Annotated in this window: 14 protein-coding genes; 11 read left to right on the top strand and 3 right to left on the bottom strand. The window is 60.3% G+C overall.

The window, feature by feature from the left end:
- Positions 1 to 77 precede the first annotated feature (77 nt).
- The 3 genes from BUE38_RS09430 to edd are packed head-to-tail and all read right to left on the bottom strand — an operon-like array spanning position 78 to position 3,922.
- The gene (locus BUE38_RS09430; RefSeq protein ID WP_073434938.1) at positions 78 to 1,058 is read right to left on the bottom strand and encodes a D-hexose-6-phosphate mutarotase; all 981 of its coding nucleotides are present in this window, start codon (positions 1,056 to 1,058) and stop codon (positions 78 to 80) included.
- A complete protein-coding gene (glk, locus tag BUE38_RS09425) occupies positions 1,055 to 2,023 on the bottom strand; it encodes a glucokinase (protein ID WP_073434937.1) in 969 nt (322 codons plus the stop codon). Before glk ends, BUE38_RS09430 begins: the two co-directional genes overlap by 4 nt.
- 12 nt (positions 2,024 to 2,035) lie before the next feature.
- Positions 2,036 to 3,922 carry a phosphogluconate dehydratase gene (gene edd / locus BUE38_RS09420; protein ID WP_073434936.1) on the bottom strand — a complete coding sequence of 629 codons (1,887 nt, stop codon included), beginning with the start codon at positions 3,920 to 3,922 and terminating at the stop codon, positions 2,036 to 2,038.
- A 292-nt stretch (positions 3,923 to 4,214) separates the two neighbouring features.
- Here edd and BUE38_RS09415 point away from each other — a divergent pair, with 292 nt between their 5' ends.
- From BUE38_RS09415 to ispD, 11 genes are all read left to right on the top strand, one after another.
- Positions 4,215 to 5,387 (top strand): GNAT family N-acetyltransferase, encoded by a 1,173-nt coding sequence (locus BUE38_RS09415; RefSeq protein ID WP_073434935.1) that lies wholly within the window; start codon positions 4,215 to 4,217, stop codon positions 5,385 to 5,387.
- Positions 5,388 to 5,648: 261 nt separating this feature from the next.
- A complete protein-coding gene (locus BUE38_RS09410) occupies positions 5,649 to 7,034 on the top strand; it encodes a sigma-54 interaction domain-containing protein (protein WP_073434934.1) in 1,386 nt (461 codons plus the stop codon).
- Between the two features lie 824 nt (positions 7,035 to 7,858).
- The gene (locus tag BUE38_RS09400; protein WP_073434932.1) at positions 7,859 to 8,203 is read left to right on the top strand and encodes a hypothetical protein; all 345 of its coding nucleotides are present in this window, start codon (positions 7,859 to 7,861) and stop codon (positions 8,201 to 8,203) included.
- A gap of 5 nt (positions 8,204 to 8,208) precedes the next feature.
- On the top strand, positions 8,209 to 8,778 hold the full coding sequence (locus tag BUE38_RS09395) for a hypothetical protein (protein ID WP_143166260.1): 570 nt from the start codon (positions 8,209 to 8,211) through the stop codon (positions 8,776 to 8,778).
- Complete coding sequence (locus BUE38_RS09390) at positions 8,778 to 9,452, top strand: hypothetical protein (RefSeq protein ID WP_073434930.1); 675 nt, start codon at positions 8,778 to 8,780, stop codon at positions 9,450 to 9,452. The genes BUE38_RS09395 and BUE38_RS09390 overlap by 1 nt, the downstream gene beginning before the upstream one ends.
- An 84-nt stretch (positions 9,453 to 9,536) precedes the next feature.
- On the top strand, positions 9,537 to 10,760 hold the full coding sequence (locus BUE38_RS09385) for an adhesin (protein ID WP_143166259.1): 1,224 nt from the start codon (positions 9,537 to 9,539) through the stop codon (positions 10,758 to 10,760).
- A gap of 82 nt (positions 10,761 to 10,842) precedes the next feature.
- Positions 10,843 to 11,547, top strand: a complete 705-nt coding sequence (locus BUE38_RS09380; protein ID WP_234986857.1) for a C39 family peptidase — start codon at positions 10,843 to 10,845, stop codon at positions 11,545 to 11,547.
- 175 nt (positions 11,548 to 11,722) lie between these two features.
- On the top strand, positions 11,723 to 12,511 hold the full coding sequence (locus tag BUE38_RS09375; RefSeq protein ID WP_073434929.1) for a hypothetical protein: 789 nt from the start codon (positions 11,723 to 11,725) through the stop codon (positions 12,509 to 12,511).
- 82 nt (positions 12,512 to 12,593) lie between these two features.
- The gene (locus BUE38_RS09370) at positions 12,594 to 13,679 is read left to right on the top strand and encodes a transporter (protein WP_234986856.1); all 1,086 of its coding nucleotides are present in this window, start codon (positions 12,594 to 12,596) and stop codon (positions 13,677 to 13,679) included.
- A gap of 156 nt (positions 13,680 to 13,835) precedes the next feature.
- Positions 13,836 to 14,162, top strand: a complete 327-nt coding sequence (ftsB, locus tag BUE38_RS09365; RefSeq protein ID WP_073434928.1) for a cell division protein FtsB — start codon at positions 13,836 to 13,838, stop codon at positions 14,160 to 14,162.
- Entirely contained in the window at positions 14,159 to 14,893 is a 735-nt protein-coding gene (gene ispD / locus BUE38_RS09360) for a 2-C-methyl-D-erythritol 4-phosphate cytidylyltransferase (protein ID WP_073434927.1), read from the top strand. Before ftsB ends, ispD begins: the two co-directional genes overlap by 4 nt.
- Positions 14,894 to 14,901: the final 8 nt, after the last annotated feature.

Genomic DNA, 14,901 nt, shown 5'->3' with positions numbered 1-14,901 from the left:
TTGTATCCGTTGGTGGTATCCGTTGCGGCCTCCCCCGTCCGTCCAGGACGGGGGAGGCCATGGCAATCGGCGGTCGGTTATTCACCTGCCAGTGACAGGGTGGTACCAAGCATGTGTTGGGCACCGGGGACCAGCCATACCGGGTCGAGGCGGGTGTTGGCGGACTCGACGCACAGGAAGCGCCTGGCGGAGAGTTGAGGAGTATCCGGATGGGGCTGTTCACCGGGATTCCACACCACCACTGAGTCGCTGTTCTGGCGCGCAATGCGCAAGCGGCGCTGCCCATCATCCAGCACCACTTCGGCGTTGCTGTGGTAGATGCGATCGACGCCGGAACGAATGCCCAGCTCGCCCTGCTGCTCGCTTTCGGCAAAGTCCTTGAGCTTGTCGAGGTAGCGAGCCCCGGCCAGTCCCTCGACACGGCAGGCCAGCACGTTATCGACTGCCAGGTAGCTGTGCAGGGCGGCGGTCATCTTGATCGGCGTGTCACCGACGTGTTCAGTGATCAGCTCCACGTGCAGACGCTGGGCGTTGGCCTGAACTACAGCACGTGGGTGCAGCTGGCTGTGAAGCCGCTCGGGAAGTGACAGATGGACCTCGATGCCTTCCTCATGCTCATCGACCGCATCCAGTTGCCAGATGGCCTTGCGTGCCGGGCCGTGCATTGGCCCCGAACGGTCAGGAGATTCATCCGCGGTATTCTCGTTGGCAAACCATGGCCAGCACAGCGGAATACCACCGCGAATGGCGCCCGGCGCTTCCTGCGGCGTCGGCGTCACCCACAACCAACCTCCCGGTACCAGCGGATCCTCGGCACCGCTGTCGACGCTTGCAGCATCTGCTGTCGGCGCGCCTTGCTCGGTTCCGGGCGCGGGATGTGAGCCTGCGGCTCGCGTGTCTTCGGGCGCGGGAAGATAATGAAGCACCTGGGCGCCCTGCAGCGAAATAGCCAACTGCCCCCAGGCTTCGTTGGCCAACCACAGCTCGCGACCGGCCCAACTGACGACACGTTGACCCTCGGTGGCGTCAATCAGCGCCTTGAGTGATGCAGGAATCATTCGACCTCCTCGTTGTGGAGTGCCTCGGCGGCACCCAGCAGACCTGTCCAGGGTGCCTTGACGACGTGTACAGAGATGGCCTCATTGTAGGGCCGCATACGTCCCTTGGCACAGAAGGCACTGAGGAAGCCGCTGTGCGGCAGCCAGTCGATCAGGCGTGGCACGATGCCGCCACACAGATAGACTCCGCCGCGTGCTCCAATGGTCAGGGCCGCATCTCCCGCCACGTCGCCGAGGATCTTGAGAAACCGCAGGATGGTATCACGCCCCAGAGGGTCGCCGGCATTGGCCGCCCGGGTGACTTCCGCCGGACTGGTCGCCGTGGCGGTCAGGCCCTCGATCTCGGCGAGAATACGGTAGAGATCCAGCAGGCCCTGGCCACAGAGCACACGTTCTACGCTGACTCGACCATAGCGGCGATGGAAGTGCTGATAGATCTCCAACTCGCGGTCGTCGGTTGGCGCGAAGCTGGAATGTCCTCCCTCATTGGGCAACGGAATCCAGGCGCGTCGTGCCGGAAAGACCCCCGCCATGCCCAGGCCTGTGCCCGGGCCGATCACCAGGCGTGTGGCGTGATCCACACTGTCGCCCTGATGGATCGTCACCAGATCGCTGTCCGGTACATGGGGCACACCCAGTGCCTGGCCCATGAAGTCATTGATGACCTTGAACAGGTCGAGACCCAAGGCTTCCTTGACGTCGGATTTGGTGAAGTCCCAGTGATTGTTGGTCATGGTCACGCGCTCACCATGCACCGGGCAGGCAAAGGCCAGGCAGGCCTCGCGTGGTGCCAGATCACCTGTGGCGCCGACGCGTTCGAGATAGTCCTGTACGGCCTCCACCACACCAGGGTAATCAGCACAGGGGAGTGTGAGGATGGACTGTGGGTCGGTAGTCCCTGGCTGCACCAATGCCAGGCGAGCATTGGTGCCACCGATATCACCGATCAGAGCAGGGCAAGTCATTGAGCGAATCTCTCAGGCGTCCTCGTCATGAATCAGGCCCTGCTGGCGCGCCAGGTCATCGTTCTCGAAGCCGCCAAAGACACCAGCGCCTTCCTCGGCACGCATGGCCAGGTGGCGGAAGCCGCCGAACAACTCGCGACCGAGGCCGACATGGTAATGGTCCAGCTCGGTAACATACTGGGGACGATCGGCCCATTCACGCTCGTTGACCAGAGCCGTGAGCTCTCCCTTGTCGGCGTCGAGACGTACCAGGTCACCATTGCGCAGACGTGACAGCGGGCCGCCGTCGATGGCCTCGGGGGTTATGTGGATGGCAGCGGGCACCTTGCCGGAGGCGCCGGACATACGGCCATCGGTGACCAGGGCAACATGGTAGCCGCGGTCCTGGAGCACACCGAGGTAGGGTGTCAGCTTGTGCAACTCGGGCATGCCGTTGGCCTTGGGCCCCTGGAAGCGCACCACCACGATGACATCGCGGTCCAGATCGCCGGAGTCGAAGGAGGCCTTGAGTTCGTTCTGGTCCTCGAAGATCTTGACCGGCGCCTCGACCACACGGTGCTGACTCTCCACCGCGGAGACCTTGATCACACCGCGGCCAAGGTTGCCGTTGAGTACATTGAGACCACCGGTGGCGGCGAAGGGGTTGGCCACCGGGCGCAACACGTCCGGGTCGAGGCTTTCGGTGGGGCCTTCGCGCCAGATCAGCTTGCCATCCTCGAGGAAGGGCTCCTGAGTGTAGGAGGTCATGTCGGTGCCGAATACCGTTGGTAGGTCGCCGTGGATCAGCCCTGCATTCAGCAGTTCGCGAATCAGCAGGCTCATGCCGCCCGCTGCCTGGAAGTGGTTGATGTCGGCCTGACCGTTGGGGTAGACCCGCGTCAGGCTTGGCACTGCAGCAGACAGTTCGGCGAAGTCATCCCAGTTGATGGTGATGCCGGCGGCGGCGGCCATCGCCACCAGGTGCAGGGTGTGGTTGGTGGAGCCACCGGAGGCCAGCAGACCGACCATGGCATTGACGATGGCGCGAGCGTCAATCTGACGATAGAACGGGCGGTACTCTCCGCCCGACTCGGTGTTGCGAATGGCCTGCTCGGTGGCGAAGCGGGTCAGCGCCTCGCGCATTTCGGTCCCCGGGTTGACGAACGATGCCCCTGGCAGGTGCAGGCCCATGAACTCCATCATCAACTGGTTGGAGTTGGCGGTGCCGTAGAAGGTACAGGTACCGGGGCTATGGTAGGACTGAGACTCGGCCTCGAGCAGCTCGTCGCGGCCAACCTTGCCCTCGGTGAACAACTGACGCACTCGGGCCTTTTCCTTGTTGGGGAGGCCGCTGGGCATGGGGCCAGCTGGAACGAATAGTGCCGGTAGGTGACCGAAGCGTGCCGCGCCGATGAACAGGCCCGGCACGATCTTGTCGCAGACCCCCAGATAGAGGGCGGCATCGAACATGTTGTGGGACAGCCCTACCGCGGTGGCCATGGCGATCACATCGCGTGAGAACAGCGACAGCTCCATGCCTGGCTGACCCTGGGTCACGCCGTCGCACATTGCTGGAACACCGCCCGCGAACTGTGCCGTTGATCCCATTCGACGTGCCGCGTCGCGAATGACGTCCGGGTAGGTTTCGAAGGGCTGGTGAGCCGAGAGCATATCGTTGTAGGACGAGATGATGCCCAGGTTGGCGCTGTTCATCAGCTTCAACTGGTTCTTGTCCTCGCTGCCACAGGCCGCGAAACCATGGGCGAGGTTGCCGCACGACAGCTCGCTGCGATGCACGCCACGCCGATGCTGATTTTCCATGCGCTGCTCATAGAGCGCGCGCCGCTCGGCAGAGCGCTCACGAATGCGCTCGGTTACACGGGCGACGGTAGGGTCGAGCGAAGGATGTTGGCTAGCCATGGTCAACCTCGGTCTAATTTGAGAATCACTGCATAAGTGCCTTGTAGGCGCTTGGTCTGGAGGCATCGACTCCTGCCTGATTATGTAATTTTACCAAATAAGAATCCTGTTTCCTTCCCCAGTTTGGATTCTTTGGTCGAATATGTAGTTTTATTACAGTGAAATGTTTCGCTGGGTTGCTGAGTTGGTAAAGTCTGGCAGCCTGGGGCAGGATCGCAAGGTGTCTTGAATCGCTGACAGCCGGGTTTCGCCGGTTGCGGAAAATGGTGGCGCTGGTGAAGGAGATAGGCCGATGACGCAACTCAGGCTGGAATGCATTGGCGGCGTTGAGGAAATGGATCCTTCATGCTGGAACGCCCTGGTCAGTGACGACCACCCCTTTCTGCGCCATGAGTTCCTGCATGCACTGGAGACCACCGGCGCGGTCAGTGTGGGCACTGGTTGGCTGCCGGAACATCGTACCTTATGGCAGGGGGAGCGACTCGTTGGTTTCCTGCCGTTCTACCTCAAGAGCCATTCCTGGGGAGAGTATGTCTTCGACTGGGGATGGGCTGATGCCTGGCAGAATGCGGGGGGACGCTATTATCCCAAGGGCCTGAGTGCGATTCCCTATACGCCGGCCCCTGGTCCGAGGCTGATGCTGGCAGACGATATCGACCGGCAGACGGCCATGGAATTGTTGGCCTCGGGATGGGAAACGGACTCGCGACTTTCCGGTTGGCACCTGCTGTTTGCCGAACCCCAGGAGGTCGAGGCCTGGTGTCGAGCACGGCCAGAGTTGATCAAGCGCAGTGGTGTGCAGTTCCAGTGGCGGGATGTGGACTTCGGTGATTTTGATGGCTATCTGGCGGCGATGACATCGAAACGCCGCAAGGAAATCCGCCGTGAACGGCGGCGGGTACAGGAGCAGGGCATCAGCCTGCGCCGTCTGAGCGGCGATGAGATCAGCCTGGACGACATGCGCCACTTCTACCGTTGTTACCGTATTACCTACCTCGAGCGTGGCCAGAGTGGGTATCTGAGTGAAGCCTTCTTCCTGCGGCTGCTGGAGGAAATGCCTCAGGCACTATTGCTCATTCAGGCATGTCACAGCGGACAACCAGTGGCTGCCGCACTCTGCCTGCAGGGGAGTCGTACGCTCTACGGCCGTTACTGGGGAAGTGAGGTGATGGCCGACTGTCTACACTTCGAGACCTGTTATTACCAGGCCATCGAGCACTGTCTGGCCCATGGCTTGACCCGTTTTGATCCAGGTACCCAGGGAGAACACAAGGTGGCCAGGGGCTTTGCTCCGGTGCACCTCACCTCCCTGCATTTCATCGCGGATCCTCAGCTTGGTGAGGCCGTGGCAGACTTCTGTCGTCGCGAGCATCGGCACATCCAGGCGTATGCGAGCAGTGCCGAGCGGGGACTGCCATTTCGTAGATCATCCAACCGACCTGGTTCCGGACAAGGTGCGAGCTGAGGCCGTATTGCCTCTGGCCGGTCTTGCAGGTGTCATACGTTGAAATGCCTTCATTAGGAAGTGGTAGAACGCGCTAGACTGCATATATTCGACCGGTTTTTTGGCACTGGACTCTGCCACGGCAATACGCAGGCAGCATCTCCAGTGCAGGCATTGGATCAATGACGGGCATTGGACGCTGACTTTCGCTGGTCGACCACAACCATGACATGGACCTGCCGTCAGAGCAGGCATGACAATACGGGTCGCGGGGGCAATTCGATGGATGTGTCGCAGCGCTGTTGTTGGTGGATCGGGGATGCTGATGGGGAGGCTTCCCGACTTCATTCAGGTCTGTTGGCCAGTGGTTGGCGGCTGAAGGCGCTGCCGCTGCCATTGTCCGACTGTCGAATCACCGATCATGATGAGTGTCGGGTCGGAGTCGTGGTGCTGGTGGATCTCGCAGTGAATGACCTGCGGCAGCTGGAACCGCTGATGCTGCGAAGCGCCAGGCCCTGGATTGTTGTCGGCTGCGACGCCGACCTGGAAGACCCGGAGAAGCGACGTATCATCGCCCATCTCGGTCATGCCATGGTGCCTCGAGACGTGGATATCCTCAGATTGTCGATACTGCTTGAACATGGCGCAGATCTGGCGCGCCTGCAGCAGCGTGAGCGCGAGCTGCAAAAGACCGATGGCTCTCAGGGGGAGCGCGATGACTATGAGTTCGTCGGTACCACGCCGGCCATGTGGGAGCTGTTCAAGACCATCCGCAAGGTAGCGGCGGTGGATGCGCCGGTCTTCATCAGTGGTGAGTCAGGTACCGGCAAGGAACTCACTGCCCAGGCCATTCATGAGCGCTCGGCGCGAAGCCATCTGCCGTTCCATGCAATCAATTGCGGTGCCCTGCCGGAGCACTTGATCCAGTCCGAACTGTTCGGCCACGAGAAGGGCGCCTTTACCGGAGCCAGTCAACGCAAGATCGGGCGTATCGAGGCGGCGGATGGCGGCATTCTGTTTCTCGACGAGATCGGCGACCTTCCCCTGGAGCTGCAGGTCAACCTGCTACGGTTTCTCGAAACCCGGAGCATTCAACGGGTCGGCGGGCTTGATGATATTCCCGTGGATGTACGCGTGCTTGCGGCGACTCATGTCCATCTGGAGCGAGCGGTCGAGGAAGGCCGTTTCCGTGAAGACCTCTTCCACCGTCTCAATGTCCTGCACATCAAGGTGCCTGCTCTGCGTGACCATCCCGAGGATATCGAGATACTGGCACGCTTCTTCTTCGACCGGTTCCTGAGCGAGAAGGCCTCCTGCCTCAAGGGCTTCTCCCGCGAAGCCTTGACGGTCATGCAGCGCTACCACTGGCCGGGCAACGTGCGGGAACTGATCAATCGTGTGCGACGGGCCATGGTGATGTGCGAGAACCGTTTGATTCAACCCGAGGATCTCGGTATCGAGCGACGTGAACTCAACCGCCACCAGATGACCCTCGAGGAAGTCCGTGATGAAGCAGAGCGCGAGGCATTGCTTGCGGCGTTGGGGCGCAATCGTTACCGCGTCAACGCGGCTGCGCTGGAGCTGGGTGTCTCGCGAGTCACCATCTACCGGCTGCTCGACAAGCACCATATTGCCCGCACGCCACCCGAGGAAGCATCGTTTGGGTGAGTAGGCTACGAGCTACGAGCTACGAGCTACGAGCCAACAGCCAACAGCCAACAGCCAACAGCCAACAGCCAACAGCCAACAGCCAACAGCCAACAGCCAACAGCGTGCGCTGTGAATGGTTCGGTGGCAGCAGGCAGTCTGGTGGCCGCATCCTGTTGTGAGCTCAAGACAGCCGTCCTTCACGTTTTTCTCAACAGCCCGCGACTCCATGGGCTGTTTTCGATTTCAGACCTTCCGTGCTCACCGAATAGCTTGTCCCCGAATTCGCGGTCTCGGTTCGCAAACTGTAGCAATAGTGGTACGCCTGATATTCGGATGATTTTCCCTTCCTGATTTTTTTGAAAAAACTCTATTTATCAGCTGACTACTGAAATCTATCGTCGCCTGTGCCGAGACCTTGCCGGTATCTTCAGGTTGTCGAGGCCGAACTCATCGCTACCGAGTCCGCTGATGTTACAGCGTTGGTGGTACCTGGATTCCAACCTTGTCCCCGCTGCTGTGAGCCGCGCCATGGCGCGGCTTTTCTGTGTCTGGCGTCCGGTCGATTGGCTGTGCGGAGTAGGCCTCTGGTCAAGTTTGTTCCACTTATGTTTGTAGGGTTTTAACTTATTGATATTAAAAAATAATTACTCGTTTCTATGCGGATGTTTGCAGCCGATGATGGAACCCATGTTTCACGAAGTTAACAGTTCTTGTTCGGGAGGAAATAATAATTTCATTAAAAAACAATTGGTTATGTAGTTGGCACGCGAATTGCTAAATGCTTGTGGCAGGGGAAAAAGATTGATGGCGCGACAAACCACTCCCTGACCGGAGGCGACGAAATGAAAGTCTCGATCCGCAGAACAAGGGAGCTACTGGGTGCATCGGTGCTGCTGTTGACAGTGTCCGTTGCAGTGTCTGCCGAGGACCTTGTCGACGGCGCCGGGAGACTGGCAGGAGATGTGGGGCTGAACGGAGTCAATGTCATCAGTGATGACTCCCTTGAGCAGGTACGAGGGCGATATATGCCACATACCGGTATCGAGACCAGCGCCATCGACGGAGTGATTCTGTGGGACGAGCGTCCCGGGCGCGATACGGGCGGCGGCCGTAGTGCCGATCACCGCAGTGCCAACGGGCTCAACAACGTACAACGTATCAGCGTCACCACACAACAGAGCAGGTGAGCGTCATGAAAGTGATGCAGAACAAGGGGCAAGGGGGGAGCAGGGAAGCAGCATTGAGCTGCTGGCAGGGATGCCTTGTTGCGGTGCTGTTTGTCGGGTTGTGGGGCGGTGTGGGGATCGACCACAGCCTGGCGGCCGATCTGAGGCCGGGGGTGCGGCCGGGTGAGATTGTGATCATCCGGGAAGTCGAGCACGCCCCGGTCGGCCAGGTCAATCGCGACAGCGGACCGATTCGCGCCCGGGCCGATCTCATCCACAGCAGTGTCATGGCCAATCGGGCAACACATCGTATCCATGGCCAGATGAGTGGTGCAACAGCGGTCATGTTGTCCGACTCCCAGGCGGCAGGCATCACCAGTGGTGTGAGTTCCGGTATCGGACGGATGCACCAGGTGCTGGGCACCAGTGCCATTTCCAGCGGCAACAACATGAACAACAGCCAGCGATTGGGCGGGACTCCGTCCGGGACTGGGGGCGGAGCTCGCGTCGGTGGCGGGGTGGTAGGTGCTACCAGCGGTATCGCCAATACCGTGACCGGCGCCCTGGCACCTCTTGGCGCAGGGAGGGGACAGTGATGAAACACAACTTTCTGGAACAACAACTAGATCCACAACTAGATCCACAACAACACGATCCACTGAGTTGGCTGAAGGGCGTGATTCTGATGACGACGTTCACGGCGGTGATGGTGAGCCCGAACCCGGCCAACTCCCAGGATCTTTCAGCACTCAGCAACAGCACCGTGATTGGTGGCAGTGCGCTCAGTGATGTCAACGGCATTGCTGCGGCCAATACCGCTGCCGGTTACGGCAACCTGCAGTCCAACAGCGGTGTGCTGGCCATTGGGCAGCAGGCATCGACCAACCAGGGGCTCTTCCAGCAGTCCCGAATTGATCAGCGACTGGGGGCCATACAAGCCGACACCACCATCAAGGAGCGTGCATTCCGCAATGCTTCCGGATGGGTGCCGGTCAATCAGGCCGCCGGTGTGGGCAACGTCCAGAGCAATACCCTGGGTATGGCAATGGGCGCCGAGGTCAGCAACCTCAGCGACAGTAGTCTGCAGCAGGTGCTGGCAGCAGGGCAGGGGCTGAACGGGTCGGCCGGTGGCGGCTCGGGCGGCACAGTACGCAACCTCGAGATTGATGAGTCTGCGTTCGGTGGTGCACGAGGGGTCATTCAGGTTAGCCAGTCAGCCGGCACGGGGAACGCCACGCGCAACAACTTCAGCTTTCGGCAGAACCCCTAGGGGGCCGAACGGACTGTTGGTGTAGCAACAGTGGCGCAAATAAAGGCAGTAACGAGGCACTACGGTTCATTCAGGAGATACATCATGAAAACCTTCAACAAGACTCCGCTTGCACTGGCCATTTCTGCACTTCTGGTGGCACCCGCCGCCATGGCCGAAGGATGGGGCGGCAACGACTTCGATACTGACTCCAGTATCGACTCCGAGTTCGACAACAACATCGATGTCGATATCGAGCACGATCAGAGCACTCGGGTAAGAACCGGCGCCCTCGGTGGCTCCATCTTCTACGACCCGAACTACTCCGGTGCGACCGTCGACTCCAAGCAGCTCAGCGATGGCAATCAATCTTCTCAGGAAATGACGAAGAACAATGCCAACGTCAATGGTAATGCGCTGCGGGGAGCTGCCGGTAATATCGGCGCCAACGTCGCGGCCGGCGACAACAACCAGCAGGCCAACGATGCGGCGCTTGCCTCATCCGATGCCTCCACTGTGTTCGGTCAAGCCAGCTCGTTCTCGGCTCAGTCCGCCTCCAACAACGCGCATTACACCGCCGGTAGCCCGAACAACGCGTCATTGGGCGGCAATGCGCTGCGTGGTGCCAGCGGCAATATCGGGGTCAACGTTGCGGCTGGTATGGGCAACGCCCAGCACAACAGCCTGGCGGCGGCGGTCAATACTGCCAGCGGTAGTGCTCAGGCCACCACAGGCGGTGTGCAGGCAACCTATGACAACGACACCGTCACTACCGGCAGCAAGGTGCGCCTGTGGAGCGGGTCCAACTATGAAGAGGAAACCACGCTGACTGGTGGTTATGCAGGCGTCGGCCTCGGTGGCATGAGTGGTGACTATGAAGGCACCACCCAGGGCATCTCCGACCAGGTCGGTGAAGTCTACCTCGATACCTGGGAAGGGGAGACCCATACCGGCGGCAACAGTACCGGGCACATCGATGTAGATAGCGAGGCCCAGGGTGCTCAGGCTGGTCCCAATGGGGAGGGTGCCTTTGTCTTCGAGGAAAGCGGCACTGAAGAGGGCTCCTTCTCTGGTGGTCTCGGCTTTGTCGAGTTTGGTGCCATTGCACTGGGCGGCACCTCATCAGGCAGCAGCCGTGAGTTCCAGGATGTGCTGGTCTACCAGCAGAACAACGCCACTCTGGGCGGCAACGCCCTGCAGGGCGCCGTGGGTAACATCGGCGTCAACGTGGCTTCCGGTAGCGGCAATCTGCAGCGCAACTCGCTGTCCATTGCTTCCAGCATGGCCGGCTCTGTCGGCGGCGGTGGCGGTGGTGAAGGAGGAAATTAATCTTCAACCTCCGCTAATGGTTCCGGCCCACTCTGTGGGCCGGGACTTTTCCTCAACACCGCCATAATGATCGGAGCTCGCCATGAAACTGCGCAACTGGTCCATGGTTCCGCTGATGGCTCTGGGGATCGCCTTTCCCTGGCAGGCCAGTGATGCCGGCATCGTACAGATTCCGGGCGTCGTCTCGGGCACCTTGATGAGCAAGGATGTCCAGTCGATTCGCGAGCGTCGCTACGAGAACCTGGTCGAGCAGCGCACCGACTTCTCCTGTGGGGCCGCATCGTTGGCCACCATTCTGCGCTACGCCTACGAATTCTCCGACACCACGGAAACCGAGGTGCTCAGCGGCATGCTGATGCTGGCGGATATCGAACTGGTGCAACAGCAGGGGTTCTCTCTGCTGGATATGAAGAACTACGTCGAAAGCCTGGGGCTGCGGGGTCGTGGCTATGAAGTCACGCCGGAGACTCTGGACGAAGTTTCGATTCCAGTGATCGTGCTGCTGGATCTGGATGGTTACAAACACTTTGTGGTCATGAAGAAGGCGAGTGACGACCGCGTCTATGTCGGTGATCCGGCCCTGGGCAACCGGGTCATGTCACGCGATGACTTCATGGCTGCCTGGAACAACATCATCTTCGCGATAGTGGGAGAGGGATATGACCGCTACACCGCACTGCTTGATCCACGCCAGCCACTCTCGGCGCAACGCATGCGGGATATCTTCTCCCCGGTATCGCGAGAACAACTGGTCGATTTCGGCTTCCGTCACAGCGAACTGTTCTAGCCGGAGCAGCGATTTCGGAAAAGCGTACGCAAGGGGCAATCGACCGGGGGATAGCATCATGTCGGGACTACGAGAAAGGGGCCTACGAGAAAGGGGCCTACGAGAAAGGGGACTACGAGCCAGGAGGCCAGGAGCCAAAGGGCCAGGAGCCAGGGGGCAACGTCAGCATCCACGTATGTGGTGGGCGCTGGTCCTGAGCCTGAGTGCCACCGCAGTGCCATTCGGTGGGGTAGCCATGGCCGCGACGACGGACTTCGCTCCGTTCGAGGCAGATGCCGAGGCGCGCCAGCTCAACGACGAGGAACTGGGGCAATTGCGAGGCCGTTTTGTTGACCAGGGCCGCGTGATGTTCTTCGGCGTCCAGATGGTCAGCCGTTGGCGTACCGCTGCCGGCGACAGCATGACGGTTGGTACGCGAATGATCGGTGATCTGATGCAGGATCAACCCAGCGTGAGGTTCGAGCCGGTCATCAACAGCATCAGTGTCGATGAATTGGCCAATCGATCATCCGGGGGAACCGGAGCCACTGTTGTCGACCGTGGCACGCGCAATGCCTCGGGAGTGGTGCAGACGATCCAGGCCGGTGGCGACTTCAATGTGGCTGCCAATGACCTGACCCTCGACGTGCAGGATGCGGCGGACTTTCGATCGCCACCTCGGAACTCTGACCAGTCGGTCACGGCAGGGCGGGTCCAGGTCAGTGGCGCCAATGACTCAATGATGAGTATTTCCATGCAACCGCGCGACCTGAGCGTGGCCATCGATCTGCCGGGGCACGGCCGTATCGAACAGGCCATCGTGCCGGGGCGGGGATTGCGTCAGTCGATACAGCTGACCAGTAATCTGCAACGTGTCCAGAACCTGACTCGGTTGCAGCTCTACATGGGAAATCAGACAGCTGACAACCGTAGCGCCGTGCCGGGGATGCTGAGTGGCATTCAGGCAGCGGCAGCGTTGCGCTGATAGGGCAGCAACAGACGCTCGCTTCAGAATCGAGCGGTAATCAAAGAACCATAACGAACTGACAGGGACAAGGGAGAAAGACGTGAACAACACCAACTGTCGCGTGGTACGTCCTCCGCTGGTGGGCGCCATCGTACTGGGCATCGGAGCCGCGGCCTCCGGTCAGGCATCGGCCCAGACGACTATCGGTACCGAACAGCAGGCAGCACGTGAGGAATCGCAGAGTCGCAGTGTCCAGGATATCTATCGCGAAGAGCATGCGCTGTTTTCGGATCGACTGACCGTCGAGCCGGGCATCACCTACACGTATTCCGACCGTGATAGCCTCGCTCTGCGAGGCTTTCTGGCACTGGATGCGATCTTCCTCGGAGAGTTGAACCTCGACAATGTGGAAAGCCACATCACCACGTTTGAGGTAAACACGCGTTACGGCTTTACCGATCGCCTCGAGGCCAGCATTAATGTGCCCTTCGTGTACCGAACCACCGAGCTGGAATCGATCGGTGGGGATCTATCCACCGAGAGGAACACATCGGCCAGCGTGAGTGACTCGGGATTGGGCGATATCACCGCCAGCCTGTCATACCGACTGCTGCCGGAAACCATGGAGCGGCCAGATGTGGTGGTCAGTCTGGGTGTCAGAGCGCCCACGGGCAAGGACCCCTATGGTATCGACCTCAATCAGGACCCGGATAACACCAACCTCTATGTTCCTGAGGAGTTGCCGACAGGAAACGGGGTCTGGGGAGTCACCGCCGGGGTCTCGGTGCTGAAGAGCGTGGATCCTGCCATCGTCTTCGCCAACCTCGGCTACACCTACAACATCGAGGATGAGTTTGACGATATTTCCAGCGGTTCGGCCGAGCAGAAGGCCAAGGTCGATCTGGGCGACAGCATTACGGCCGGTTTCGGAACGGCCTTCGCGCTCAACGAACGTTTGAGTCTCGCCCTGTCCTATTCCCATGAATATATTCGAGAGACCGAAATCACTCCGGAAGGGGGCAGCAGCACCAAGGTGGTCGGCAGTAGTGCCAATATCGGTGTGTTCAATATCGGTGGTACCTACGCGGTGAGTGACTCCACATCGGTGGTCACCAATCTGGGAATCGGTATGACCGAGGACGCGTCGGACATTCTGCTGACCTTCAGGATGCCGTTTCAGTTGTAGTGGGCACGAGTCACGAGCTGTCCGGTGCTGCTCCATGGCTCATGGACAGGAGCCGAAGGCAGGGGCAGCTCGAGCGAAGCTTGATGATGCGGTCGCCCCTGCTGGTCGGTCGATGGCATACTAGGCGTCGAGATGGATATTCGACGGAAACCGGGCATGCTCAAGTGGTTGGCGATAGGACTGGTGGCGTTGCTCGCTCTGCTGCAGTACCGACTGTGGCTGGGGGAGGGCGGCGTACAGGAAATGAAGGAGGTCAGTGCCCGAGTCGAGGTACTGGAAACGGCCAACAAGCCGTTGCGTGATCGCAATGCGCGACTTGCTGCCGAGATCGTGGACCTCAAGACGGGGCTGGATGCCATCGAGGAACGTGCGCGCAGTGACGTAGGCATGGTACGTACCGACGAACAGTTCTTCTGGGTGCCGGGTGTCGAAACCGATGAGCCGATACCGAGCCCGACACCCAAACCGGGAGCGTCGCAATGACGCCGCGCTGGCTGATCGTGCCGGCAGCAGGTTCGGGGCGTCGCATGGGCGCCGAGTGTCCCAAGCAGTATCTACGTATTGCTGAACGGCCGGTGCTCGCTTATACCCTCGACCGTCTGCACCAGGCCTTCCCCGAGGCAGGCCTCTGTCTATGCCTCCGTCCCGATGACAACCACTTTACTTCCGACTGGGTTCCGTTTGCCGACTATCGGCGAGTGCCAGGTGGCGAGGAGCGAGTCGACTCGGTGATCAACGCTCTGCGCGCTATCGAGCCGCTAGCCCGGGATGATGACCTGGTGCTGGTACATGATGTCGCTCGCCCCTGTGTCAGCATCGAGAACCTCATGGAGCTTGCTCACCACGCCGCTCGTCAGCCGAATGGGGCGCTGTTGGCCACTCCGGTCGCAGATACCATCAAGCGAGATGACGGGGCTGGGTGCGTCCAGCGGACCGAGGATCGTCGCGGCCTTTGGCAGGCGCAGACCCCTCAGGGGTTCCGTTATGCCCTGTTGCGTCGGGCGTTGGAAGCCGCCTTGAGTGCAGACGGCATCGGCGCCGCCATGGTGACCGACGAGGCCTCGGCAGTGGAAGCCCTGGGGCTGACCCCGGTGCTGGTACCGGGGCGTCGTGACAACATCAAGATTACTCATCCCGAAGACCTTGCCCTGGCGACGCATATTCTTGCCGCACAGCGGCCTTCGGGTCCCACCCAGGAGACAGTGGCATCATGACCGCGACC

The sequence above is a fragment of the Halomonas cupida genome, from assembly GCF_900142755.1.
Lineage (GTDB): Bacteria > Pseudomonadota > Gammaproteobacteria > Pseudomonadales > Halomonadaceae > Halomonas > Halomonas cupida.
This window is presented reverse-complemented; position numbering and strand designations above follow the sequence as displayed.